At 60.6% G+C, this 24,658-nt stretch carries 24 protein-coding genes and 2 pseudogenes; 11 read left to right on the top strand and 15 right to left on the bottom strand.

Features of this window, described 5'->3' with window-relative positions:
* Window positions 1–14: 14 nt before the first annotated feature.
* From J0663_RS24925 to J0663_RS24900, 6 genes and pseudogenes are all read right to left on the bottom strand, one after another.
* Window positions 15–1,067: pseudogene (locus J0663_RS24925) on the bottom strand (ABC transporter ATP-binding protein); the annotation flags it as partial.
* Between the two features lie 22 nt (window positions 1,068–1,089).
* Complete coding sequence (locus J0663_RS24920; protein ID WP_207244683.1) at window positions 1,090–1,944, bottom strand: sugar phosphate isomerase/epimerase family protein; 855 nt, start codon at window positions 1,942–1,944, stop codon at window positions 1,090–1,092.
* 27 nt (window positions 1,945–1,971) lie between these two features.
* Window positions 1,972–3,210: an ROK family transcriptional regulator gene (locus tag J0663_RS24915; RefSeq protein ID WP_207244682.1), complete on the bottom strand. Its 1,239-nt coding sequence runs from the start codon at window positions 3,208–3,210 to the stop codon at window positions 1,972–1,974.
* A gap of 43 nt (window positions 3,211–3,253) precedes the next feature.
* Window positions 3,254–4,096 (bottom strand): carbohydrate ABC transporter permease, encoded by an 843-nt coding sequence (locus tag J0663_RS24910; protein WP_097615824.1) that lies wholly within the window; start codon window positions 4,094–4,096, stop codon window positions 3,254–3,256.
* Window positions 4,093–5,022, bottom strand: a complete 930-nt coding sequence (locus J0663_RS24905; protein ID WP_126908255.1) for a carbohydrate ABC transporter permease — start codon at window positions 5,020–5,022, stop codon at window positions 4,093–4,095. The genes J0663_RS24910 and J0663_RS24905 overlap by 4 nt, the downstream gene beginning before the upstream one ends.
* A 273-nt stretch (window positions 5,023–5,295) precedes the next feature.
* Window positions 5,296–6,594: a type 2 periplasmic-binding domain-containing protein gene (locus tag J0663_RS24900; protein ID WP_207244681.1), complete on the bottom strand. Its 1,299-nt coding sequence runs from the start codon at window positions 6,592–6,594 to the stop codon at window positions 5,296–5,298.
* 339 nt (window positions 6,595–6,933) lie between these two features.
* Here J0663_RS24900 and J0663_RS24895 point away from each other — a divergent pair, with 339 nt between their 5' ends.
* Entirely contained in the window at window positions 6,934–7,980 is a 1,047-nt protein-coding gene (locus J0663_RS24895; protein WP_207245496.1) for a Gfo/Idh/MocA family protein, read from the top strand.
* 29 nt (window positions 7,981–8,009) lie between these two features.
* Here the strand turns inward: J0663_RS24895 and J0663_RS24890 are convergent, their stop codons facing one another.
* From J0663_RS24890 to J0663_RS24875, 5 genes and pseudogenes are all read right to left on the bottom strand, one after another.
* The gene (locus J0663_RS24890; protein WP_207244680.1) at window positions 8,010–9,149 is read right to left on the bottom strand and encodes an ROK family transcriptional regulator; all 1,140 of its coding nucleotides are present in this window, start codon (window positions 9,147–9,149) and stop codon (window positions 8,010–8,012) included.
* Window positions 9,150–9,160: 11 nt separating this feature from the next.
* Window positions 9,161–10,128, bottom strand: a pseudogene (locus J0663_RS24885) (IS481 family transposase).
* Between the two features lie 186 nt (window positions 10,129–10,314).
* Window positions 10,315–10,887 carry a GNAT family N-acetyltransferase gene (locus J0663_RS24880; RefSeq protein WP_207244679.1) on the bottom strand — a complete coding sequence of 191 codons (573 nt, stop codon included), beginning with the start codon at window positions 10,885–10,887 and terminating at the stop codon, window positions 10,315–10,317.
* Between the two features lie 185 nt (window positions 10,888–11,072).
* Window positions 11,073–11,261, bottom strand: a complete 189-nt coding sequence (locus J0663_RS31430) for a hypothetical protein (RefSeq protein ID WP_246590425.1) — start codon at window positions 11,259–11,261, stop codon at window positions 11,073–11,075.
* A gap of 231 nt (window positions 11,262–11,492) precedes the next feature.
* A complete protein-coding gene (locus J0663_RS24875; protein WP_207244678.1) occupies window positions 11,493–11,690 on the bottom strand; it encodes a hypothetical protein in 198 nt (65 codons plus the stop codon).
* Here J0663_RS24875 and J0663_RS24870 point away from each other — a divergent pair.
* The gene (locus J0663_RS24870; protein WP_207245495.1) at window positions 11,683–12,366 is read left to right on the top strand and encodes a redoxin domain-containing protein; all 684 of its coding nucleotides are present in this window, start codon (window positions 11,683–11,685) and stop codon (window positions 12,364–12,366) included. The genes J0663_RS24875 and J0663_RS24870 overlap by 8 nt on opposite strands.
* A gap of 299 nt (window positions 12,367–12,665) precedes the next feature.
* Here the strand turns inward: J0663_RS24870 and J0663_RS24865 are convergent, their stop codons facing one another.
* The 4 genes from J0663_RS24865 to J0663_RS24850 all read right to left on the bottom strand — a co-directional run bounded on the left by J0663_RS24865 (window position 12,666) and on the right by J0663_RS24850 (window position 16,130).
* On the bottom strand, window positions 12,666–13,145 hold the full coding sequence (locus tag J0663_RS24865; protein WP_183705088.1) for a DUF302 domain-containing protein: 480 nt from the start codon (window positions 13,143–13,145) through the stop codon (window positions 12,666–12,668).
* Window positions 13,146–13,242: 97 nt separating this feature from the next.
* Window positions 13,243–14,448 carry an MFS transporter gene (locus tag J0663_RS24860; RefSeq protein WP_207244677.1) on the bottom strand — a complete coding sequence of 402 codons (1,206 nt, stop codon included), beginning with the start codon at window positions 14,446–14,448 and terminating at the stop codon, window positions 13,243–13,245.
* A 100-nt stretch (window positions 14,449–14,548) separates the two neighbouring features.
* A complete protein-coding gene (locus J0663_RS24855) occupies window positions 14,549–15,037 on the bottom strand; it encodes a cupin domain-containing protein (RefSeq protein WP_207244676.1) in 489 nt (162 codons plus the stop codon).
* Window positions 15,038–15,233: 196 nt separating this feature from the next.
* Window positions 15,234–16,130 carry a LysR family transcriptional regulator gene (locus J0663_RS24850; protein ID WP_207244675.1) on the bottom strand — a complete coding sequence of 299 codons (897 nt, stop codon included), beginning with the start codon at window positions 16,128–16,130 and terminating at the stop codon, window positions 15,234–15,236.
* 181 nt (window positions 16,131–16,311) lie between these two features.
* On the opposite strand from J0663_RS24850, the gene J0663_RS24845 reads away from it, so the two are divergent.
* The 9 genes from J0663_RS24845 to J0663_RS24805 all read left to right on the top strand — a co-directional run bounded on the left by J0663_RS24845 (window position 16,312) and on the right by J0663_RS24805 (window position 24,616).
* Entirely contained in the window at window positions 16,312–17,142 is an 831-nt protein-coding gene (locus tag J0663_RS24845; RefSeq protein ID WP_207244674.1) for a 3-hydroxybutyrate dehydrogenase, read from the top strand.
* Window positions 17,143–17,171: 29 nt separating this feature from the next.
* Window positions 17,172–18,245 (top strand): patatin-like phospholipase family protein, encoded by a 1,074-nt coding sequence (locus tag J0663_RS24840; RefSeq protein WP_246590424.1) that lies wholly within the window; start codon window positions 17,172–17,174, stop codon window positions 18,243–18,245.
* Window positions 18,246–18,457: 212 nt separating this feature from the next.
* Complete coding sequence (locus J0663_RS24835; RefSeq protein WP_085862087.1) at window positions 18,458–18,727, top strand: BufA1 family periplasmic bufferin-type metallophore; 270 nt, start codon at window positions 18,458–18,460, stop codon at window positions 18,725–18,727.
* A 32-nt stretch (window positions 18,728–18,759) separates the two neighbouring features.
* Window positions 18,760–19,785, top strand: coding sequence for an MNIO family bufferin maturase (gene bufB, locus J0663_RS24830; protein ID WP_207244673.1), 1,026 nt, complete (start codon window positions 18,760–18,762; stop codon window positions 19,783–19,785).
* Window positions 19,775–20,557 carry an HvfC/BufC family peptide modification chaperone gene (locus tag J0663_RS24825; RefSeq protein WP_207244672.1) on the top strand — a complete coding sequence of 261 codons (783 nt, stop codon included), beginning with the start codon at window positions 19,775–19,777 and terminating at the stop codon, window positions 20,555–20,557. The genes bufB and J0663_RS24825 overlap by 11 nt, the downstream gene beginning before the upstream one ends.
* A 14-nt stretch (window positions 20,558–20,571) precedes the next feature.
* Window positions 20,572–21,045: a DoxX family protein gene (locus J0663_RS24820; RefSeq protein ID WP_207244671.1), complete on the top strand. Its 474-nt coding sequence runs from the start codon at window positions 20,572–20,574 to the stop codon at window positions 21,043–21,045.
* Between the two features lie 45 nt (window positions 21,046–21,090).
* Complete coding sequence (locus tag J0663_RS24815) at window positions 21,091–22,368, top strand: NAD(P)/FAD-dependent oxidoreductase (RefSeq protein WP_207245493.1); 1,278 nt, start codon at window positions 21,091–21,093, stop codon at window positions 22,366–22,368.
* Window positions 22,358–24,220: an adenylate/guanylate cyclase domain-containing protein gene (locus J0663_RS24810; RefSeq protein WP_207244670.1), complete on the top strand. Its 1,863-nt coding sequence runs from the start codon at window positions 22,358–22,360 to the stop codon at window positions 24,218–24,220. Before J0663_RS24815 ends, J0663_RS24810 begins: the two co-directional genes overlap by 11 nt.
* A 12-nt stretch (window positions 24,221–24,232) precedes the next feature.
* The gene (locus J0663_RS24805) at window positions 24,233–24,616 is read left to right on the top strand and encodes a DUF3307 domain-containing protein (protein WP_246590423.1); all 384 of its coding nucleotides are present in this window, start codon (window positions 24,233–24,235) and stop codon (window positions 24,614–24,616) included.
* Window positions 24,617–24,658 lie beyond the last annotated feature (42 nt).

Genomic DNA, 24,658 nt, shown 5'->3' with positions numbered 1-24,658 from the left:
GCGGGCTTAGCTGAGGGCGCTTCGCCTGATGTGATGCGCTGTTCGTTCACGCCGAACAGGTGAACGGTGTCGTGACCCGGCGCGATCCTCAGCACGTCTCCGGGGGCGGCCCGGATCCGCTCGCGGAAGACGCAGGTCAGCGCCTGGGCTCCCAGCCGGACAAGGACGAGGGTTTCAGAGCCGGTGGGCTCGACGACGATTGTCGTCACCTCGATGCCGTTTGGGTCGAGCATGATATGTTCGGGACGGATGCCGTAGGTCACGGCATCCTTCGGCCGGCGCTCGCTCGGCAGCAGCAGGCCGTCCTCGGTCCGGAACCCGTCGTCGGCCATCGTGCCCTGGATGAAATTCATCGCCGGGGAGCCGATGAAGCCGGCGACGAAGAGATTGTTCGGGCGGTCGTAGAGTTCGAGCGGCGAGCCGGATTGTTCGATCAGCCCATCCTTCATCACGACGATTTTGTCGGCCATGGTCATGGCCTCGATCTGGTCGTGGGTGACGTAGATAGTCGTCGTCTGCAGCCGCTGATGCAGCTCCTTGATCTCCGAGCGCATCTGCACCCGGAGCTTGGCGTCGAGGTTCGACAAGGGTTCGTCGAAAAGGAAGACGGCCGGGTCTCGCACGATCGCCCGGCCCATGGCAACGCGCTGCCGCTGGCCGCCGGACAGTTGCTTCGGATAGCGTTCCAAGAGGTTTTCGAGACCGAGGATCTTCGCCGCATTGTCGACCCGCTGGTCGATCTCCGATCTCGGCATGCGTTTCAGTCGCAGCGAAAAGCCCATGTTTTTCGCCACCGTCATATGCGGATACAGCGCGTAGTTCTGGAACACCATGGCGATGTCGCGATCCTTGGGCGCAAGCTCGTTGACGATATGCTTGCCGATCTGGATCTTCCCCGACGTGATATCCTCGAGGCCCGCGATCATTCTGAGAAGTGTCGATTTTCCACAGCCGGAGGGGCCGACCAGGACGACGAATTCGCCGTCGCCGATATCGACCGACACGCCTTTGATGGCTTTGAACGCGCCGTAATCCTTGCGCGCATTGCTGACCGAAACATGGGCCATGAAACTCCTCCCGAAATCGCCGTCAAAGTCCGTTCAAGACACTCTTGAGAAAATCGAGGCCGAGGCGCTCGCCTTCCTTGCGCGCCGCCAAGTCCTTGCTCGGCCAGCCATAGGCGGCATCCTCGTGCTCGATCGAGAGCGTGCCGTTAAAGCCGTAGCCACGGGCCCGACTGAGGAACCGCGGCCAGTCGAGAAGGCCGAGCCCCGGCAGCTTGTATTGCCACCAGCCCCTGCTGTGATAGCCGAGCGTCTGCAGGGCCTCTCTATCGATCGCCGTATCCTTGGCGTGCAGAATGGCGATACGATCCTTGACCGCCTCCAACGCCCGATAGGGGTCGACGCCGATGCGGACGAGATGCGAGGGATCGAATTCGAGACCGAAGCGGCGGTCCGTAATCCGGCGGAAAAGCTCCTGCCATCCCTTCGGCGTCGTGCCGATGAAATTGTCTCTCGGCCCGGGCCAGTTCTCGATCGCGAAGGTGAGGCCGCTGGCCCGCGTTTCTGCGATTAGTCCGTTCGTGAAGTCGGCGAAATCGTCGTAATTGGCTTCTTCGCTCGTCGTGTCATCCCGGCCGGGGAATATCACGAAGATCGGAACGCCGGTCTCGCCGATTGCGGCCGCAAATTCCGCGGTTCTTGCCCGAAGCTCCCGGCGCTTGTCGCGGTCGGAATCGAGCTGGTTGCCGAAGAAGGTGATCGAGGAGACGAAGAGGCCGCGGTTCCTGGCGAGCGAGACGGCATCCTCCACCCGGTCGGGCGTCTTGATATGGCCGCCGACATCGATCTCGATTGCATCGAAACCTGCCGAAGCGGCGAAATCCACCACTTCCTCCAGCGGGCGGTCATTGAAAGTCGAGGTATAGAAGCCGATCTTCACCATATCCTCCCGGGCCTCTCGGCCGTCTCAACCGGTCAGCCGATCCATGAATTTGAGCGGCGAGCGCGTGCGTTGCGCCACGTCGGCCGAGGCAAGCATCAGCGCTGCCGCCATCGGCATCGCCGCCGCGCCCATGGCCGAGGCATCCTCTCCAATCGAGGCGCGATGCAGCGAGGGCAGGTTCGTATCCTCCGCGTCGAGATGCTCGTGCACATAACGCAGCAATTCGTCGACGATGCGGATCGGCAGCCTGCCGCCGACGAGCACGGCGTCGGGATCGACGATCATGGCGATATGCTTGACGGCGACGGCGAGATGCGCGCTCATCTCCTTCAGCCACTGCGAAACGAGCCTCTTGCCGCGCGCGTCGAGCGTCAGCAGATCCTGGGGAACGCTTACCTTGATCCCGTGCCGGGCGAGGAAATCATAGAGGAAGAACAGCGAGAAGATCTCGCCGAGCAGCTGGACCTTCTGCGCCTCGCCGTCGCGGCCGTCGGCGATCGGAAGCCAGCCAATTTCGCCGCTGAGGCCCATGGCGCCGCGATGGCTATTGCCGTCGAGAACCAAGCCGCCGCCCGGGCAGGCATTGACGGCGATATAGAAGAAGCTGCTGCTTTCAGCGCCAAGGCCGTAGTTGAGTTCTGCAAGGGCAGCGGCATTGGCCTCGTTTTCGGTGAAGACAGGATGCGGCGTGAGGCTCTCCAGTGCGCCTCGCACGTCAAATTCCGTCCATTCCTGATAGGCATCGGGCTTGCCAAGCAGCGAGATTTCGCCGAGCCAATCGGGCATCGCAAGGCCGATGCCTGCAAGGCGCGCATCGTCGATCAGCCGGCTGCGCTGGAAATGAGAGATCGCGTCCGATGTCAGCTGCAGGAATTCCGCCGGCAGGATGAAGCGTTTTTCATGATGCACGCGAGCACGCACATTGCCGACGGCATCGACGGCCAGAATCGTCAGATGGTCGCGGTCGATGTTGATGCCGATGGCGTAATAGGCATCCGGATTGATTTCGAGTTCGATCGCCGGCTGGCCTCTCAGCCCATGCCGCCGGCGGGCTTCCATGATCAGACCTTCGTCGAGCAGGCGATCGACGATGCGGGCGATCGCCGGCTTGGTGAAGCCGGTTTGCCTGGCGATCTCGGCGCGCGAAATCGGCGCCTGACGGTGAATGCAGCGCAGGACGACGGCCCTGTTGTGCTCGCCCGCGTCCTCGACATTGGCGCCCGTCAGATCGGGAGAGAGCTTGGTGCCCTGTGTCTGATTCATGCGTTCAATCCTTCCTGATGCGTCGAGAATGAAGCAGACCGGTTCATCCCTTCACCGCGCCGCTGGTCATCGCGCCGAGGATCAGCCTCTGGAGCGACAGGAAGGCCACGATCGCCGGAACGACCGAGATCAGGCAGGCGGCGGCAAGCAGCTGAATGGACGAGTCGGTCTGCATGCCGCGGAAGTTAAAGATTCCGACGCCAATCGGCATCAGGTCATTTTTGGTGAGCAGCAGGAAAGGCACCAGGAATTGCGACCAGCCGGCAATGACGGTGATGATGAAGACCGAAGCGATGCCGGGCGCCGACAGGGGCAGGATGATGCGCCAGAAGACAGAGAAGCGGTTGCAACCGTCGATCATCGCCGCTTCATCGAGGCTGCGCGGAATGCCGTCGACCGTGCTCTTCAGGAGCCAGGTCGCCAGGGGAACGCCGAGCGCGATATAGACCATGACGACGGCGAAATGCGTGTCGAGAAGGCCGAGGCGGTTCATGTAGCGGTAGAGCGGCACCATGATGACGAGCGGCGAGATCATCTGGAAGAGCAGCAGGCCCATCATGGAGAGGCCCTTGCCGCGGAACTGGAAGCGGGAAAATGCGTAAGCGGCGGGCAACGCAACGATCAGCACGCCGAGGCCGCTGAGCGCAGCGAGCTTGAGGCCGTTCCAGAGATAGATTGGAAAGTAGCTGTTGTTCAGAACTGTGATGAAGTTCTGGATGGTGGGATTGTCGGGAATATAACGCGCCGCGCCGCGATAGACCTCACGCTTGTCGCGCAGCGCCATCGACAGGAGATAGGTGAGGGGGCCGGCGAAGAAGACGAACATCACCAGCATGAAGAGATAGCTCATGGCGTCGCCGAGGCGGGTTCCGGTGCGTCCGCTCATTGCTCTTCCTCCTTCGGCAGGAACGACGCGTAGACGAAGGCAAGGCCAAGGCTGATGATCAGCATCAGCACCGAAAGCACGCTGCCGCCGGAGAGGTCGTAGTTTCGGAAGACGATGTTGAAGACGTAGAGCGAGATCACCTCGGTCGCACGTCCCGGTCCGCCGCCGGTCAGCGTGATGATCGCGTCGAAGGTGTTCACCGTCTGGATGGTGATCAGGATCATGTTGACGAGGATCGCGGCGCGGAGCTGCGGAAGGGTGACGAAGAAGAACTGCTGCGAGGCCGTTGCCCCATCGACCTCCGCCGCTTCGTAGAGCGAGGGATCGATCGATTTCAGTGCCGCATACATGACCACCATCGAAAAGGCCGTGCCGCGCCAGATGTTGGAGATCAGCGTCGACCAGGGCGCCATCGCTGGATCGGAGAGCCAGGCAACGGTCGGCATGTGCATTAGCCTGAGGATGCTGTTCAGAGCGCCGTAGGGCGCTTCGGAAAACAGCATTTGCCAGATGATGCCGCCGGCAATGCCCGGCACGACCCAAGCGACGAGCGCCGTCGTCCTCAGGATCGTGGTGCCGAATAAGCCGCGCTTTTCGCCGCGGATGACGGTGACGGCGACGGCAAGGCCGAGGATCTGTTGGCCGATGACGCTGCCGCCGACGAAGATCAGCGTCGCCCAGAGAATGTCGGGCAGCTGCGGAGAACTCAGCGCATTGGCGATCGAGCCGAACGTATATTGCTGGTTTTCGCCGATCAGCGTCGCATTGGTGAAGGAAAGCCGGAAAACGTCTATGACGGGATAAAGGTAGAATATGCCGATGACGACGATCACGGGCATGATCCAGGGCAGGGGCGCGCCGGCGAACCGGCGCATGAACGTTCTGCTTTGAGGCGGGCTGTCAGCCTCGATGGCAATAGGGCTCATTGGCATCTCTGTCCGGGTTTGGCACTGTCGACGGCGCCCTCAATGGCAGGCGTCGCCGTTATCTGAAGCGTCCGAGACGCCTGGCATGCGAGCCGGTTCGCGGCGATGGCTGCCCCTCACCCTAACCCTCTCCCCGTAAAAAACGGGGAGAGGGGACGTGCCCTACGAGGCGCTGGTGAGGGACGGAGAGCCCGCAGCTTGTCCTTCCCCGCAAGCGGGAGAAGGTGGCGGCAGCCGGATGAGGGGCAGGTCTCACCGATCTCAGCCTTGGCATCACAGCCGCTTGTAAGCCTCCATCGCCGCGCTGAAGGCGGCATCCAGGGCTTCTTCCGGTTTCTTCGTTCCGGAGAGCACGTCGCCCATCATGATCTGGATCTGGTTGGAGATCTCGGGATAGATCGGCACGCCGGGACGGGCCTGGCCGTCGACCAGCGCATTGGCGAAGGTCTTGTTGGCTTCCGTCGAGAAGACCTCATACTTGTCGAACAGCGACTTGCGGGTCGGCAGCTGCTGCTGCAGCGCGTTGGCCGGGCCCATATAGACATCGCGCGCCAAGTTGGCGCACATCTCGATCTTCTCCTTGTCCTTGCTGAAGGAAGCGATCGTCCAGCCGCCGGTGCCCGTCGACTTCTGGTCGGCTGTCGGGCCGGGGATCGGCGAGAATGTCCAGTTCTTGAATTCCTCTTCGTCGAGCGTGGACTTCAGCTGCGCATATTGCCAGTTGCCGCCGATGAAGAGCGCCGTCGTCGCGGCCGCCGCTGCCGCATTCATATCGTCGTAATTGGCGATCGTGGTGACGCGCTTGGGTGCGGCACCGGAATCGACGAGATCTTTGAAGTAGTTTAGCGCCTTCAGGAATTTCTCCTTGTTCTCGCCTTCGCCGAAGACCGGCTTGCCCGAGTCGTCGACGAGCTTGCCGCCGAGCGCCCAGTAGTTCGCCAGCCAGTCGAAGGTCGTGCCTTCCCAGCGCCCGCCGTTGAAGAGGACGCCTTCCATTCCCTCCTTGGTGGAAGCAATGGCGGCCTTCTTCAGGTCGTCCCAGGTCTGCGGCGCGTCCGCAACGATTGACTTGTTGCGGTAGAGCACGCGAAGGTCGGTGTCCCACCACCAGGCGCGGATCGTCTGATCCTTGTCGGTGATGCCGCTGCGGATGAAGGGGAAGAGGTCGTCGACTTCCTCCTTGGAGAAATAGGGTGTGAAATCCGCCAGCACCTTGTTGACCATGAACTGCGACAGCACGAAGGAGTCGACAGCGGCGCAATCCGGCGCATTGCCGGCCTTGGCCTGCTCCAGCATCTTGGCCTGTTCGGTGCCGATGTCGGAGGACATGAACTGCATCTGCATTTTCCAGTCCGGGTGCTTCTTGATGAAATCGACGAAGAGCTTCTGGTAGCCCTCGGCGATGGCGGGGTCGGAATTGTTCGGGCTGTCGTTCGTCAGGCGAACGACGAGGGTTTTGGCCGCATCGGCAGTGCCGATCCGGTCTTTCGTGGCAAGTTCCTGAGCAAAAATGGCGGATGCTGAAAATAAGATAGTGCTCAGCGCCAATGCGCTGACGGTCGCGCTCTTCATGATGGGTCTCCTCCCCATTTTGAACGAATACAGCCTGGCGGTCGGTTGACCTCTCCTCATTTCCGTGCTGCATTAATTAGATTAAGTTACTTTGATTTGATGTCAAGCCAGAGCTTGGGAGGTTGAGATGCTGGCGACATTCAACAGCAGCTAGCGCGCGTTCGCCTTTTCGGAAGGGATGCGCGCCAAATTAAGTGACGGAGCGCGCCTTACGGACGCGCGGCGCATCGAACCTGCAATTTTCCCGAAGAAGAACCCGAGCGATCGCGGATACCCCCGATGACGCCGGTTCGTTTTGGCCGCAGCGGCAGCCGGAAACTGAAGTTCATGGAGGAGAAGATGCGATTACTCATTCTCGGCACCGGCGGCATGGCCAATCAGCACGCCGCGCGCTTCAAGGCGATCGAAGGTGTCAGCGTCGTCGGCGGCGTCGATGTCGTTCCGGAAAGGCTCGCCGCCTTCTGCACCGAACATGGCATCGCCAACCATTTCGCTTTGCTCGAGGAGGCGCTCGCCTGGGGCGAATTCGATGCGGTGGCGAACGTCACGCCCGATAGTATTCATCACCCGACGACGCTTCAGGCTGTCGCCGCCGGCAAGCATGTCTTCTGCGAAAAACCGCTCGCCACCGATGCTGTGAAAGCTATGGAAATGACCGAGGCGATCGAGCGGGCGGGCAAGGTCGGCATGGTCAACCTCACCTATCGCAACTCGCCAGCGCTGCAGAAAGGCCGGCAGATGGTGCTCGCCGGCGAGATCGGTCTAGTGCGCCACGTCGAAGCGTCGCATCTGCAAAGTTGGCTGGTCGGCCGCCACTGGGGCGATTGGAAAAGTGAGAGCAAATGGCTGTGGCGGCTGAGCAAAAAACACGGATCGAACGGTGCGCTCGGCGATATCGGCATCCACATCGTCGATTTTGCCTCCTACGGTTCCGGCCTCGACATCGCCCATGTCTTTGCGCGGCTGAAGACTTTCGACAAGGCGCCGGGTCACAGGATCGGCGAATATGATCTCGACGCCAACGACAGCTTCACGATGAATGTCGATTTCACCAATGGCGCCATCGGCACGATCCAGGCGACACGCACGGCGGCCGGCCAGATGGATCAGCTGCGCCTCAGGGTCTATGGCGAAACCGGCTCGGTCGAGATGATCTACGACACCGGCAAATCGACGTTGCGCGCCTGCCTCGGCGAAGACGTGCACACGGCGACCTGGCGTGACCTGCCCTTCGACCCGGTGGAAACGAACTACCAGCGTTTTGTCCAGGCCGTGCGTGCGGGCAAGACCCAGGAGCCGTCCTTCCGGCGTGCCGCCAACATTCAGAAGGTGCTCGACAAGGCAATTGCCTCCGATCTCGGCCACGCCGACGAGGTGATTGGCTGAGGCCACCCAGAGCGTGCAGCACGTTCGGCTTAGGCTGAAGCGGGCTGCAGCAGCAGAGTGTTAAGGAAGGGCAGGAGGGCCGCACCGAGCGCCACGCCGCCACCGCTGAAGCTTGCCGGCCGCATCGGCGAAATCCAGGGCGTCAGCAGCGGCCTGGTGGAGGTGTCGCGCCGCTCGACGGAAAGCTGGTGGATCAGCGCCTCGATCACGCCCTGCGGCAGGTCGCTGCCGATCATGACGACGCTCGGGGCGATGAAGCCGGCCATGGCAATGATCGGGTCGAGCAGATGGCCGGCCGCCTCGCGTATCCATTGCGACAGCGACGGCGAGGAGAATTCCTCCCCCTTCAGCAGGCGCGCGAAGTCCTCGTCCCCGATGCGTGAACGCAAGGAATCGAAACCGACGACGGAGTTGAGCTGGACGTTATCTGGCCCGGTCAGCATTTCGCCGATGCTGCCCGCCCGCCCATGGACGCCGGAATAGGGAATGCCGCGGATGAGGAAGCCGGCCTGTACATCGTCGTCGATGATGATCATGGCCAGCCCACCTTCCGGTAGGGCGCTGCCGATCGTGCGTTCGGCAAGCAGGCTCGCCGTACATTCGTTTTCAACACAGGGCCGTGCGATCGTCGACATCGCAGAGAGCTGTTCGCTCCGCGCATCGCTCCAATCGTTGGCAGCGATCCCGAGCCCGACGACCGGCAATGTCGCATGCCGATCGACCATGTCCCTAACCGCCGCATGCACCGCGCCAACCCCGTCTTCCGGCTCCACGTCGAAATAGACCCGGTCATGAACCTGGCCGCTGAGATCGATCAGAACGATTTCGCCGCGCGTCCGGCGAAGCTTGACCCCGATCGAAAACGCGCCCTCCGGGCGCAGCGCAAATTCCGTGGCAGTGGCGCCGCCGCCGAGCCCGCTGCGCCGGTTCGACGTCACGAGATTCTCTTCGGCGAGCCTGCGCAGAATATTGGTGATGCCCGGCCCGGTCAGCCCGCTGTGCCGCCCAAGCTCGGTGCGCGTCAGCGGCCCATGCCGGCGGATGGCTTCGAGAATGACACGAATGTTCCGATCGGCGATCTCCCCCGACCTCAGACCGACCGTTTTGGCGCGGGGCGCGCCCGTCTCCTGGGTATGAAGCCGACGCGGCCCTGACCGAAGATACCGCATGACTGTCTTTCCTAGATGTGGAGCCTCAACAGGTTGTCCTGGGTAAGAGCGAGCCTAGTGATTGGTGGTTTTGAGTTTAGACTTCCGTGAGGCCTGTGCCAATTGTAGCGATGAAGCCATCCTGGCAGTTCGGCGGCGCGCATGTCCGAGTTGGGATAGGCGACGGCGTAGGCCCACTCTCTGAGGGCGGTCTGGATAAGCGTTCGGCCTTTCCGTTGGTTTTAGGCGTGTATGGTCTGGTGCGGACGTGCTTGAGGCCGTTGTCGCGGCAAGCTTGGACGAATGGCTTTGATGTGTAGCAGGGACCATTGTCGGTCATGACGCGCTCGACCGCGATCCCGAGGCTGGCATAATAGGCCAATGCCGCCTTCAAGAAGGCCACGGCGCTTTCTTTCGTCTCGTCCGGCAATATCTGTGAGAAAGCGATGCGAGAGGCATCGTCGATGGCCACATGAACGCATTCCCAACCGGCGCCCCAACTCTTGCCTCTGCGCGAACTCTGCCGAGTGCGATCGCCGGTGATGCGGTGGCCGACCTCATGAAACCGGCCGAGCTTCTTGATGTCGATATGAATCATCTCGCCGGGGGCCTGGCGTTCATAACGACGCACAGGCTCGGCCGGCTCGATATCCTTGAGGCGGGAGAGGCCTGCGCGCTTGAGAACCCGGCTCACCGTCGCTGCAGATACACCGGTTTCGATCGCGATGTGCTTGCCAGTCAGGCGCTGGCGGCGAAGCGTGATGATGCGCTCCGCCAGCGCCTGACTGGTCTGCCGGGGCATGGCATGAGGCCGGGAGGAACGATCGAGCATCGCCTCTCGACCACCGGCCTTGAAACGCTCGACCCAGCGGGCGACGATCTTGGCCGCGACGCCATAGGTCAGTGCTGCCTGAGCCTGGGTCAGATGCCCCTCGATAACAGCAAGCGCCATTTCTTCCCGGCGCAACGGCGTCAGTCGGGCATTCTTATGAATGTTCATTCGCGGCGATCCTTCCGACTCGAGGTGTGGTAGCTCCAGTCTCCTAAATCCGCTCCGAATGGACAACCTCCCGAAAGCTCACACCTAGAGCCCCATCTCGCTGGTGTGCTGCCTGTTATCGATGCTTCTCGAGTATTTTCCAATCGAGCTCCGCAAGCAATTGATTCTATTCCGGCGGCCATCGGATCACGTTTGGACGGTTAATCCGCGATCTTCCCAATCACTGCGGAGCAATGTGGTGACATGTTCGATTGTTTGCCGTCCGTCGGCCATGCAACGGTTGGCAACCTCGGCGACACGCCGATAGCCCAATTTCCGCTGCATCGCCCGGGAACTTTCGTTGCCGTCGAAGTAACCATTGACGAGCTTCGTCAGGCCCAATTCGGAGAAAGCGAAACGGATCTTTGCCTCGAACGCTTCACGGCCATAGCCGCACCCCCGATAATTCTTGGCTATCCAGATGCCTCCACCGCCTGTCCCGGCCTCCCAGTCTATCTTGTTGAGACTGACCCCGCCGATCACTATCCGCTCAGGCTTGAGTTCCACTGCAAATTCGTATGCGGCCGGCCGGATATCGCTGCCCGAAATCTGCTGGCATCTGCTGATCCAGGCTTTGGCGTGTGAGGCCGTATAGGGGTGAGGGACGAAAGCGAGCCATTTTGCAAGCTTGAGTTCGTTCAAGCCGAATATGAGTTGCTCGATGTCTTCCTCGTTCCAAGGACGCAAAGTAAGCCGCGAAGTTTTGATTTGGATGTTCACGACTCTTCAGCCCCTTCGCCCGAAATCATCAGCAGGCAGCTTATAGCTGGATGATCACCTGATTCGTTACGGTCAGATTGGAAGCACTGCCGATTTTAGATCTGAGTGCGTGAATGACCTGTCACATCGGCAAGCGCCGATATGATTCAAGCGGGGTTGATCAAGCCGATGCCCAACCGCCGTCGCTAGTAACTGCAAGGTCGATCGTTGCCGAACCCATCGCGGCAGGCCGGTCGGAGTCCATAGTCAACGCTGCTATACCCGATCGAACCGGTCTGCACCGGATCACTCGAACTCGTCGTACAGGACGATAACGATACGGCAACCACGATGACGCCAGCCGCGGCTGTCGACAATTTGCGAATATGTAGCATCCCACCCTCCCGATCGCTGCCTGGCATCGGCGATACCAGTTCTGTTCTGGGTCAAATAGGGCCGACCGGGGATTTGTAACCAATGTTGCCTATCAAGATCTCGTTATTCGGTGAGAGCCATCGGCAGCTGTCGATGGCCTTAACGATCATAGACGGAAACTGATGGGTCTGCAGACTTGCAATCTGCCGACTTTAGATAGGTCCCGCTTCAGGGATGAGGTTCGCGTGGGATCAAGCTTCGACCTTGGAAACATCCTCGGTAAACGCAGGATCTCGATCGAAGATCTCGCAAAGGACATAGCGCGCCGGATTGCTGACCAGCCTGAATGTTCGCCCGCAGACGCTTTCCGTGCTATGATGGCCGCCCAGCACGGGCTGGGTGTGCTGCCTTTTTTGCTGATCCCAGGCGAGGAGGTTGTTCATGTCCACGAGTAGTGTCGACCGCCCGCTGCAGCCGGGCGAACGGGCACCGAATGTTATATTCGACGCGATCTCGCGCGAAGGCAAGATCGCGCTTGATGATTTTCGAGGCCGCAGCCCGTTACTGATCGGTTTGTTTCGAGGCCTACACTGTCCGTTCTGCCGGCGTCATGTCTCGGCGATGGCGCAACTCAACCCGGCCCTTAAGGAGAAAGGCATCGAATGTCTCGCCGTGGTCAAGACGCCAGTCGAGCGGGCGCGGCTCTACTTCCGCTACCATCCGCTACCCGGCCTTCTTAGCGCATCCGACCCGGAGGGGGCTTCGCATCGCGCCTTTGGTCTACCCATCCTCGAGTTCACGGAGAATGAAACCGAATGGCCGCACAAGCTCGGAATGGACGCGGTCATGGCAATGCGGATCGATCTGCCCGGGGAATTGCCCGTGCCGATGAACCCGCCTGCAGCGGGCGACTTTCTTGAAAAAAAGGACCGGTATGAAATTACGGCGGCCGACCGGCAGATTATGATCGCCGGTCACATGCCGCTTATCGGCGAGTTCCTGCTCGATCGGGAAGGCACTGTGCGCTGGAGTTTTACAGAAGCCGAAGAGGAAGGCCAAAATATATGCCGGGCGCCGAGTGCCGAAGAATTGATGTCAGCAGCGTCCCAAGTCGCACATCGATAAGCTGCTGAACAACTCGTCCCACGAGATGGTTGGTAGCCTTATACCAGTCGGCGAACGCGCAGAGCTTCCCGTTGTATACGATGATCAGCAGGTCTGGGGCCACCAGCGGACCGTGGGCATTGCGAAGTCCGTGGCGAGCAACGTTCATCAGAACCAGTAGAATCTAGACCAAAGTCAGCATCGCGCCTGGAAGGTTCTCAACCAACCATCAAGGTCAGCCTCGGATGGTAACCTCTCTGCAACATCCGCAATGAGGAGGAAGTCGCTCCCTCCCCATTTATCACCGCATCGCCATGACCTCATTGATGGACCGGATCCGTCACCGCTTTGATGACCTCGGACGCCATCTTGAACTCCTTCTCCCGGCTGGTGATGCCATGGCGTCGCGCGATCCAGTTAAAATCCGTATAGGCAACACGGACCGTTCCATCCTTCGCTTCGTAAACGAGAACTCTGACGGGCCAATCGAGCCCGGCCACTGGATTTGCGGTGATGAACGTCGTTCCGAGCGCCGGATTGCCGAACAGGATCAGCCGCGATGGACGGACCTTGTTGCCAGCCGCGTTGCCGAGCCTTGCTTGATCGATATCATCGAACAGCATTATGCCCTTCTCTGCGACGCTGCCTTTGATCTTTGTGACAGTCTCGTCGACCGAATAGCGACTCTTCAGAACAACGACACCGTCCCGGGCACCTGCCTGGACGATAGTGGCTGATGCCGACAGAATTCCTGCCAATGAAAGCGCGGCCATGAACAATAGTCTGATCATTCTTTGCATGTCATTTACTCCTTTCGGTTGTGTCTCATTCAAACTCGTCGCCGGCTTCCGTATGGAAGGGGCGACCCCTATTCCGGCTACCACGGAAAGTTGGGATCTATCGGTGCGGGGCGCTTAGCGAACCCGCGAGCAGCATCGCTACCGCCAGAGCTGCGATAAGCACGTAGACGGATGCGTTCCAGCCGACGTGATCGTAGACCTGACCGAGAACCACACTGCCGGCCATGCCTCCGGTATAGTAGGATGCGAGGTAGATGCCGCTCGCTCCAGCCTTGTCGCCCCTGGCATGTTGACCGACGACGCCGGTTGCCATTGCCTGTGCGAGGAAGGTGCCGACCGCCACCAGTGTCAAACCGATCAGGATGACCGGCAAATACGCACTGAGAAGCGCGACGAGTCCGACGATGGCAATCGCAAGCGTCAGCACGATTCCGGTTGCCGGCCCCACAGCGCTTGCGAGCCTGCCGGCGAAAGGCGTGGTGAAGATCGACGGAAGGAAGACGAGATAGACAAGGCCGAGCGCCATCGGGCGTACCCCGAGGGTGACAATCCGAAAGTTGACATAGGTGTAGGTGCCGATGAACACGAAGAGGATGAGGAAGCCGATAGCGAAGACGCGTCGCAGCTTTGGATCGGCAAGATGTCCGCCCCAGATGCGCATGGTGAGGTTCCCGCGATCATCGCTCCGCATCATGCTGGTCGTCCTTTTGAGCGTGAACCAAACCAGGGCGGCGCCGAGGAGGTTGAGGGCGGCAAACACCAGAAAATTTATCGAGAGGCCGCCAATGCCTGCGACGGCAGCGGACAGCATGCGGCCGAAGAGGTTGCTGGCAACATTGCCGGTGACATAGGCGGCTAGGGCCGTGGAGGCCTTTCCGGCGGAGAAATGCTCCGACAGATAGGCGGCCGTCAGCGTGAAGGCCGTCGACATGCAAAGCCCCTGAAGTACTCGCAGCGCGGCAAAGACGATGATGTTGTCGGTAAATGCCAGAAGCGTCGTTGGCACGGACAGGATCGCGAGGCTGATCCAGATGCCGTTGCGCCGGTCCAGGCCGCTGCCGACGAAGGCGACGAGCAGACCGGCGAGCGCCATACCGAGGGTGCTGGCATTGACGGCGAAACCCATCGTTGCGCGGCTGACCTGAAACCTCTCGACCAGAGAAGGCAATACGGCTTGCGCCGCAAAGAGGTCGACCAAGGTCAAAAAGGCGATGAGTGCGATCAGTCCAAAGCGCCAACTGTCGGCGTGAATGGTCCGGCGCTCTTGAACGGATGCCGTGAGCGGCTGTTCGATGTCGGTCATGCTTGTTCCTCCGGGATGCGGCGTTTCCCTGCCAGTGCGAGGGAAACGCCGGCGAGCGATGGGGCTGCTTCAGATAAAGGGCAACCGTTACATCGCCGCGTCATCGGTGTGCATTTCCGGGGCTCAGTATGTCGGAGGAATAGAGCACGGCCGAAGCCTTGCCATTGTTCTTCCACCAATGGGAGAGATGTCCAAACTCGGCCGTCACCTCGCCCTTCTTGTGCAGGATCGGCACCTTGCAGGTGCTGCTGTATTCCGTGATCGAGCCGGAGATGATCAGGATATTGGCCGGGCGCATCTCGTGCGAATGCCAGGGAACGATGCCGCCCGGCTGCACGACGAGCTTGCGCATGCGCAGTATGCTGCCCTTCCAGGCTTCGCCCTTGGACGAGAGATCGATTGTCTTGACGACGCTGTCGGAGACGCCCTTCGGCATCATCGGGCCAGGCTTCATGCCATCTTCAGTGACCTGATCAGCCGGGCATTCGCCCGCCATGGCGGACGCGGCGGGCAGGCCGGCGCCGAGGACCACTGCAGCGAATGCGAGAGCGGCGAGGGACATGCGGTCGATTTTCAATACGGGCTTCATCAGCGGTTTCTCCTTGTTGGAGCCCGGCGAGGACGGTGCCGAGCATGTTCGAAGACTGGCGGAGCGCCGATCGAAAGAGAAATGCCAGATGCTTTTGATTTCGATAGCCGCAAGCTATTGTCAGCCGCGGCGGAAACACCGAATGCCCGGCAGCTTGCCAGGCTATGCTCCCAAGGCTCGGTAAAAAATACGGCCGTCAGTGCGAACGGCCTGTCGCGCTCGCCCAGCCGTAGGATTTCACGGCGCCGACAAAGACTGAAACCGCCGGGGAGAAGCGACGACCCGCGACCGTCACGAGGCAGACCTCCCGCGAAACTTCCGGGTCCGCGACAGGTCGCACCTGCAAGCCTGGGATAACCGCGCTGTATTCGGGGATGAAACAGATACCAAGACCACCGGCGACCAGGTTCTGGATCCAGTCTTCGCGCTCGCTGGAGTAGGAAACGAGGGTCTTCACGCCTTGTGCGTTGCAGAGATCCGTGAGGTAATCCCAATATTCGCAGTTGACACGACGCAGATAGATCTCACCGTCGATCGCCGCTATGGGAATGGCATCATATTGGCCGAGGCGATGGCCGGCGGGGAAAGCGAGCATGAACCTCTCGCGAAAGAGCGAGGTCACGTCGAAGCGTTCCGGAAAGCTCGTTGCCGTCGACATCAGCGCCACATCGATTTCGCCGGTCTCCAGCAGATCGGACAATCGGGCGGGCACGCCCTCGATCAGTTGCAGCTGGATTCCCTTGTGGCGCATGTTGAAGTCGGTGAGCAGACCGGTGAACCGGCGCGGTCCGATCGTGCACATGATGCCGACCTTGAGCGGTGCTTCACTAAGACAGAGAAATCGCGAAGCCTCGGTGCGCACACCCATCAACTCGTCCTGGATCTGCTGGAATCGTGGGCGAAGAAGGTTCCCGAGATCTGTTATGTGGGTGAGATTGCGCTCCCGACGGAACATCAGGCCGCCCACCTCATCCTCCAGCTGCTGGATGGCGCGACTGAGCGCTGGCTGAGTAACATTGCACTTTTCGGCTGCGCGCGTGAAGTTTCGCGTTTCACACACCGCCAGGAAATACCTTATATGGTGAATATCCATCGCCGCCCCTCGGCATGAATTCTATTTGCAATGCCCTCAATATTCTCCGCGGGCGGCATTCTCCTCCAATGCCATGGATTTATCAATTCCATACCAGACTGGCATTTCTAAAGCGAAGTCCCGTCGACCATTGTGATTGCAAGACGCCAGACGGCGTAGTCGATCGTAGTGGAGAGCGGATATGCTGAACGCCTTTGATCCCGTAACTGATACTCTCGTTGGCCGCAGGCCCTTGGAAGGGCGTAGCGCCATAGTCACTGGCTCGACCAGCGGGATCGGCCTTGGCATTGCACATGCGCTTGCAAGGGCGGGGGCCGCCGTGATGTTGAACGGCTTCGGCGACCCTGCCGAGATCGAGATGCTGCGCGACGGCATTGCCACCGATAACGACGTCGATGTTGCCTATGACGCCGCTGACATGTCGAAGCCGGAAGCGATCCGCATGATGGTCGAGAGGGCGGTCGCCCGTTTTGGGCAGGTGGACATTGTCGTCAACAATGCCGGCATCCAGCATGTTTCGCCACTCGGAAAGTTTCCGCCGGAAAAGTGGGACGCGATACTTGCTATCAATCTTTCCTCAGCCTTCCATCTCGTTCAAGCGACGTTCGACAACATGTGCGCCAACCGCTATGGCCGGATCGTCAACGTTGCCTCCGCCCATGGATTGGTCGCGTCCCCCTTCAAATCCGCCTATGTGGCGGCAAAACACGGCATTGTCGGCTTCACCAAAACGATTGCGCTCGAAGGCGCGGAATACGGGGTGACATCCAATGCGATCTGCCCCGGCTACGTCTGGACGCCGCTTGTCGAACACCAGATCGAGGATCAGGCGAAGTCGCACAACATCCCGCGGGACGCGGTGATCCGCGACGTCTTCCTGAAGGACCAGCCGACGAGGCGCTTTGCCACCGTCGAGGAAATGGGCGCGCTTGCCGTCTTTCTCTGCAGCGATCTTGCCGGATCGATCACAGGCACGGCGATCCCTGTCGACGGCGGCTGGACTGCCCACTGACCTACTATTTAAGACACGGAGGTTCGATCGTGAACAAACATGTGGGTGCAAAGCTCAAAATGCAGCCCGACTCTTCGCTCGCCGAGCGGGAGCCGCGGACGATCAATCTTGCGCTGCAGGGCGGCGGCGCGCATGGCGCCTTTACGTGGGGAGTGCTCGACCGGCTGCTGGACGAGCCGAGCCTTTCATTTGAAGGCATTGTGGCGACCAGCGCAGGCGCTATGAATGCTGCGGTCGCAGCCTATGGCCTCGCCGAGGGCGGGCGCAGCGGAGCACAGACCGCGCTTGCCAATTTCTGGCGCCGCGTCAGCCATGCAGCCGCATCCGGACCTTTGCAGCCAACCCTGCTCGACCGCCTGACAGGCTCCAAATCGTTGGAATTCTCGCCGGCCTTCATCATGTTCGACCTGGTGACACGGCTGATGTCGCCTTACCAGTTCAACCCCTTCAATTTCAATCCCCTGCGGCAGGTGCTGGAACAGTCGATCGATCTGGAGGCAATCCGGATGGCACGCTGCCCTGTCAAGCTCAGCATCTGTGCCACAAACGTTCGCACCGGCAAGGTAAAGGTGTTCGGGAACGACGAACTCTCGATCGATGCCATCATGGCGTCAGCCTGTCTGCCATTCTTGTTCCAAGCGGTGGAAATCGGAGGGGAAGCCTATTGGGACGGTGGCTATATGGGTAATCCCGCGATCTTCCCGCTGATTTACGGCTGCGACACGCCCGACGTGATCGTGGTTCACATAAATCCGATTGAACGAACGGAACTGCCGCGCACGGCTGGAGAGATTCTCAATCGAATCAATGAGATCAGTTTCAATTCGTCATTGCTGAGGGAAATGCGTGCGGTGGCCTTCGTCACACAGCTGATCGACACGGCAGCGACGCCGCCTTCCAATCTCAAGCGCATTTTCGTGCACGGTATCTCAGACGACGAGGCGATGAAAAACCTCAGCGTCGCGAGCAAGCTGAACGCCGACTGGGGAGCGCTCATGGACTTGAGGGATCGCGGCCGCCGATGCGCTGACCTCTGGCTGCAAACGAATTACCAGGATATCGGCAAACGATCGACAGTGGACGTCCGCGAACGCTATCTCTGATCCTCGGCTATCTCAGAAAGTCCCGCCTCCCGCCTGCAACTTGAGCCCCCGCCTCCGGCGGGGGGTTTTTGTCGTGAGGATCAGCCGCGACGCATAGAGACAGCGTATCGAAATCATGCAGAGACAGCATTTCAGGTGACGACTGACTTCTGGGAAGGTGAAGACAGGCAAGCCGATGGCGGTTTGACCTCACGTAACCCAGGAGATTTCTCATGAATACCACTCGTCTTCTCATCAGTTCGGCCCTTGCCGCCGCAGCCTCCGTGGCTGCGGGCAGCGCCTTTGCCGGCCCGGCTGCCAAGCCGGATTTCTCGTTCGAAAAGTGCTTCGGCGTCGTCAAGGCCGGCCTGAACGACTGCCAGACGGCCAGCCACTCCTGCGCCGGCACGGCCACCGCCGACAACGCCAAGGATTCATGGATCTACGTGCCGGCCGGCACCTGCACGAAGATCACCGGCGGAAGCAACGAACCCAAAGCCTGACCTTTCCACCACTTCAACCAAAGGAGTAATCGATGTCCAAGATATATCCCAGCAATCCGGTGCCAACCGCCGCGGGCATCGGTCTTCGCTCCCAGCATATCGGCGAAATGCTGTCTCGCCGCCCCTCGGCGGGATGGCTTGAAGTTCACGCGGAAAACTACATGGGCGGCTCGGCGGCCGTCGACGCGCTGGAGCGGCTGCGGGAAAACTATCCCCTGTCCGTCCATGGCGTTGGCCTTTCACTCGGGAGTAGTTCCGGTCTCGACGGCGACCATCTGGAGCGCATGCGCAAGCTCTGCCTGCGTTTCCAGCCAGGCCTGGTCTCCGAGCATCTCGCCTGGAGCGCCGCCGACGGCGCCTATCTGAATGATCTCCTGCCGCTGCGTTATGACGCAGAGGCCCTCGCCATCGTGAGCGCCAACGTGTCGCGACTGCAGGATACGCTCCAGCGGCGCGTCTACATCGAAAACCTCTCTGCTTATGTCGCCTTCGAGGACTCGACAATGACCGAGGCGGAATTCTTAGTCGAGCTCGTGCGCCTCACCGGCTGCGGGCTGCTTCTCGATATCAATAATGTTCACGTCTCGGCCTGCAATCTCGGCTTCGATTCCAAAGCCTTCATCGACCAGCTTCCCGCGTGCGCCATCGGGGAGATTCATCTTGCCGGGCACGCGATCAACGAGGTCGAAGGCGATATCGTACTGATCGACGACCACGGTTCGCGTGTTCCGCCGGCTGTCTGGTCGCTCTATGCTCATGCGATCCGCAAGATCGGCCCGCGTCCGACGCTCATCGAATGGGATACGGATGTGCCCGCTCTCGACGTGCTCCTCGGTGAAGCCATGTGGGCCGACATGCTGGCGCAGTCGATCGCCTTCGAAGACCGCATGCTGGCGGAAAGGCCGACACCACAGTCGACCCGGTTCGAGGGGATGATCCTGCCATTGCGGGCCGACAACCGGACGGGCCCGATGCCGGCGCTCGCCGCGCTTGCGACGATTAAGCCGTCGGTGTTCGCCAATCATTCCGGCGCAAGGAGGGTTGGCCATGCTCTCTAGTTGCGCGCTGCAATCGCGGGTCGCCCAAGCCATCCTCGGTGAAGATGGCCGCGATCTTGCGCCAGTGCTGGCGAAAGGTGCTTTCGATCCGCTGCGTCGGTTCAACATTTACCGCAACAACACCTTCGCCTCGCTGACAGCGACCTTGATCGCGGTTTTTCCGATCACGGTCCAGCTTCTGGGCGAGAACTACTTTCGTCATGTCGCCGGCGCCTTCATCCGGAATAATCCGCCGCAGGAAGCGCAGCTTGTTCGCTATGGCACGAGTTTCCCTCGCTTCCTGGCCGACTTCGATGGCATCCGCGCCATGCCCTTCATTGCCGAAACGGCGCGGCTGGAATGGATGATTGCCGAGGCGCTGGATGCGCCGGCGCTGCCGGGCTGTCGCTTGGAGCAGTTGGCGGACGGTGAAGCCGACACCGCTCCCCAGATATTTCTTCAGCCCTCGCTACGCCTACTGGTTTGCCGTTGGCCCGCGCTGGACATATGGGAGGCGCATCAAGCCGGCGGAAACATCGAAGCATTGGCGAGTCTGAGCCGCCGACCGGAGCGGATCGCGCTCTGGCGCGGCCAAGATAGCCTGCGATTTCTGCGCCTCGATGCCAGCCATTTCGCCTTCCTTCATGCCCTGAAAGAACGCGCCAGCCTGGAGGCTGCGGTCAGCCGCGTGCTTGCCCAAACTCCCGGCTTCGATCTTGAGGGTGCCTTTGGCAGTCTTTTCGCCTTTGGCCTCGTCGCTCGCATTCGCCACATCAAGCCCGCAACAAAGTAAACAGGATGGAAATCATGACTATGATGTCCCCTTCTTCGACGCGACACAGAGGCGGTATTATTGGACTTTATGTCGCCGCTCTCGAGAGCTTCAACAGCCTGCCCTTGTCGCTCGCCCAACTTGTTTCCCGTCTGGCGGTCGCCCACGTCTTCTGGCAGTCGTCGCAGAGCAAGCTTGCCTCCTGGCCGGTGACAATTCAGCTGTTCACCCTTGAATACCAGCTGCCCGTCATCGATCCCGGCGTGGCCGCCGTGCTTGCGACGACGGCCGAAGTGACTGGCTCGATCTTGATTTTTCTAGGCCTGTTCTCTCGCCCTGCCGCCATTATGCTGCTTTGCGTCATCTCGACGATCCAGCTCCTCGTCTACCCGCAGAACTGGCCGGACCATTTGCTCTGGACGGCGCCGTTGCTGTTGATCCTGACGCGCGGGGCAGGCGCCATTTCGCTCGATTATCTGGCAGCGCGCCTGTTTCCGAGGGGGCGCTGAGCCATGCGCGCCGTTGTCGAAGAGACAAGTGGCGGCTCGCCGCTCATGAGCCCAGGGGCACGTCAGGCGGCGGGTCACCGCCTGAGGGTCGTCATCCTCGGAGCCGGTTTTGGCGGCCTTGCCGCCGCCAAGGGGCTTCGGCACGCGGACGTGGATGTGACGGTCGTCGATCGGCGCAACTATCATCTTTTTCAGCCGCTGCTTTATCAGGTCGCGACGGCCGCGCTTTCGCCAGCCCAGATCGCCATGCCGATCCGCCGCATTCTCTCTCGGCAATCCAACGTCACTGTGCTGATGGAGCGTGTCGAGGGGATCGACAAGGAGAACCGGTTCGTTCAGACCACAAATAGTCGCATCGCCTACGACTATCTGGTCGTCGCCACCGGTGCAAGACACGCATATTTAGGAAAGGATGAATGGGCGGAGACCGCGCCCGGGTTGAAAACAATCGCCGATGCGACTGAAATCCGTGCCCGGATCCTGTCGGCCTTCGAACGTGCCGAGGCAGCCGAGGACGAAGCCGAGCGGCGGCGGTTTCTCACCTTCGTCGTTGTTGGCGGCGGCCCGACAGGCGTTGAACTGGCTGGAGCAATCGCCGAGCTGGCAAGAAAGGTCATCGTCCGTGACTTCAGGCGCATTGATCCGTCCTCAGCTCGCGTGGTGCTGGTCGAAGCCGGCAATATCGTTCTGCCGACCATGCCGGCGAAATTGTCGGGAGAAGCCCGGCGACACCTGGAGATGCTCGGCGTCGAGGTGTCCCTCGGGGAAGCGGTAACGCGCTGCGACTCTGAGGGAGTAGCGCTTGCCGGCGGCCGGCAAATCCGATCATCCTGCGTGCTGTGGGCGGCCGGTGTCATGGCCTCCAGGGCGGCCAAATGGCTTGGCGTGCCCGCTGATCGCGCCGGCCGCGTTCATGTCGACCGGAACCTCAACCCGCCGGGCAATGACGAGATCTTCGTGATCGGCGACACCGCGGCGGTCACGGACAAGAACGGTAGAACGGTTCCCGGAGTCGCGCCGGCCGCCAAGCAGATGGGTGAACACGCGGCTCGCGCCATTCTCGCCGGTCTCGATGGTCGGACCGCTGGCCTGTTCGGCTATCGCGATTTCGGAAATCTGGCAACCATCGGACGCAATGCGGCGGTCGCCGACTTTCGCCGCATCCGTCTTTCAGGATTTTCCGCCTGGCTGGTTTGGAACATCGCCCATCTCTGGTTTCTCGTGGGCTTCCGCAATCGCTTCGTCGTGTTCGCGGACTGGGCGCTGGCTTATGTCCGCTATGACCGCGCCGCCCGTCTGATTACCGACCGCTATGAACGCTAGAACATTCCCACGCATAAAGATGGGGCGTGCGGTCACTGCACTGCTGCTGCTTGCGGTGTTGTCGACGGCGGCGCTCGTCCACCTGGTCTGGTATCGTACCGCAAGCCGGAATATTGAGGCGGTCGTCGCGAGCCTCGATGCTCAGAGCACCGCTGCGGTCCGCAACGAGCTTTCTTCTAATCTGGCGCTGGTTTCGAGCAGCGCGGAGATCGTCAGATCGGTCTTTTTCCAGGGAGCGATCAGGCCGGACGACGAGGTGAAGCGCGAATTCCTTTTCCTGTCGTTGCTGCGTGAACAGCCGGCGATTGCCTGGATCGGTTTCGGCTTCCCGGACGGGCGCTTCTTTGGGGCGCACGCGCTGCCGGATGGCGAGATCGAAATGGTGGAGATCGGTTGGGCACCCCTGAGCAAGCCGCGTCCGCTACGCCGCGATCTCTACAAGCCAATCCCTGGCGATATTTTTTTCGAAAATCGGCTGAAGGCCGAGAGTGTCTACGTTCCGGAGGGCTCGCCATGGTACAGACTTGGCCGGACCAGTGCAGAACCGGCCTGGAGTCTCGTCAATATCCTTCCGAACGGCTTCGAACCGGCGATTGTCGTCTCGAAGAAAGTCGAGGTGTTCGGCCATTTCGAAGGTGTGGTGATGGTGGCGGTCAGCCTGCATCGGTTGTCGGCCATCCTTGGAGGGCTCAAGATGCCGGAAGGCAGCAAGGCCTTTGTGCTAGCGCGGGATAACGCGGTACTGGCGACATCCGAGCCGTCAGACGGTATGGTCGCTGCTCATCTCAAGGATTTTGCCGCCTCCGACGCTCTGGCCGCGGCAGTCGCCCTGGCTGCCAGCGCCGAAAAACCAGACGGTTCCCGGACGCTGGTGGCAAGCAAGGCGCTCGGCCCAATCTTCGTGTCATCTGGCAAGTTGCCGTTCGAAGACTGGCGTCTGGTAACCGCCATACCGCGGGCGACTTTTGCCGGCGACATCGACGCCAATACCGAGCGACTGATCTTCATCATCGGGGGCATTGCTGTGTTGGCCGCTGTGACGGCGATCCTGTTTGCCAGAATTCTCTTCGCTCGGCCACTGTCGCGCCTGGCCGAGCAGCTGCATATGATCGAGAGGTTCGAACTCGACGCGGTGGAACATCGCCCGGCGCTGTTGACTGAACTCGATCATTTCTCCTCCGCCTTGAAGCGCATGTCGAGTGGCCTTGCCGCGTTCGCGCGCTTCATGCCCGTCGAGGTCGTTCGTCCCCTTGTCGACGGCGGTCTTAAGCCTCGTCCCGGCGGCGAACTCAGGGACATAACGGTGTTGTTTGCGGATTTGCCAGGCTTTACGGAACTCACGGAAGAGTTCGGCGCTGGCGTTGAACCAAGCCTGACGCGGTTTCTGACCCTGTCGATCGCCGCTATTCATGCCGAAGGCGGCACAGTCGACAAATTCATCGGCGATGCGGTGATGGCGATCTGGAATGCCCCCGGCAATGTGCCGGATCATGCATTGCGCGCGTGCCGCGCCGCAGCGGCAATTCGCGATGCGATGCATGCCATGGCGCCGATTGCGCCCAAGCATGATGAGATTCGGGTGCGTATCGGCATCAACACCGGCGTGGCCCTTGTCGGCAATATCGGCTCGACTGAACGCCTCAGCTATACGGCGATCGGCGACGTCGTCAATCTCGCGAGCCGGCTCGTTGGCGTGGCCAAGGACAAAGGCGTGGAAATTGCGCTAAGCGACGAAACGCTTCGAAAGACCCGAGACCTTATTCAGACAAGGCCGCTTGGCTGCGTCGGCATACGGGGAAGGATCGCGCCGGTCCGAGTGCACACGATCGATCCGGCGGTTATGGCGGACTGAAGGAGCATGACGATGCTGCTGCTCACAACGCTGATTTGGTTGCAAACCAAGCACTTCATGGCTGACTATGTCCTGCAGCCCGAATGGATGATTGCCGGCAAAGGGAACTTCAAGAAGCCGGGCGCTTATGTCCACGCTGGCATCCACGCCGTCGCCACCGCGCCAATCCTCTTGGTTGCAATCACGGATCCGATGTGGATTTTCGCCATTGCCTCCGGCGAGTTTCTGATCCATTTCCTCATCGACCACTTGAAGGCCATCCACGGTCAACGTCAGCCGCACCCGGTCAATACTCGTTCATTCTGGATACTTCACGGTGCCGACCAGCTCGCTCATCACCTGACCTATTCGGCAATCTTGGCGATCGTGGCCTGGGATACTGTGTTCATTTCTTGAAGCAGACATTCGAATCGTCGTCTCGGCTGTTGAGATCAGGTT

Source organism: Rhizobium lentis, from assembly GCF_017352135.1.
In the GTDB taxonomy this organism is placed as follows: Bacteria; Pseudomonadota; Alphaproteobacteria; order Rhizobiales; family Rhizobiaceae; genus Rhizobium; species Rhizobium lentis.
Note: the sequence above shows the minus strand (reverse complement) of the source record. Positions and strands in the feature narration are given on the sequence as shown.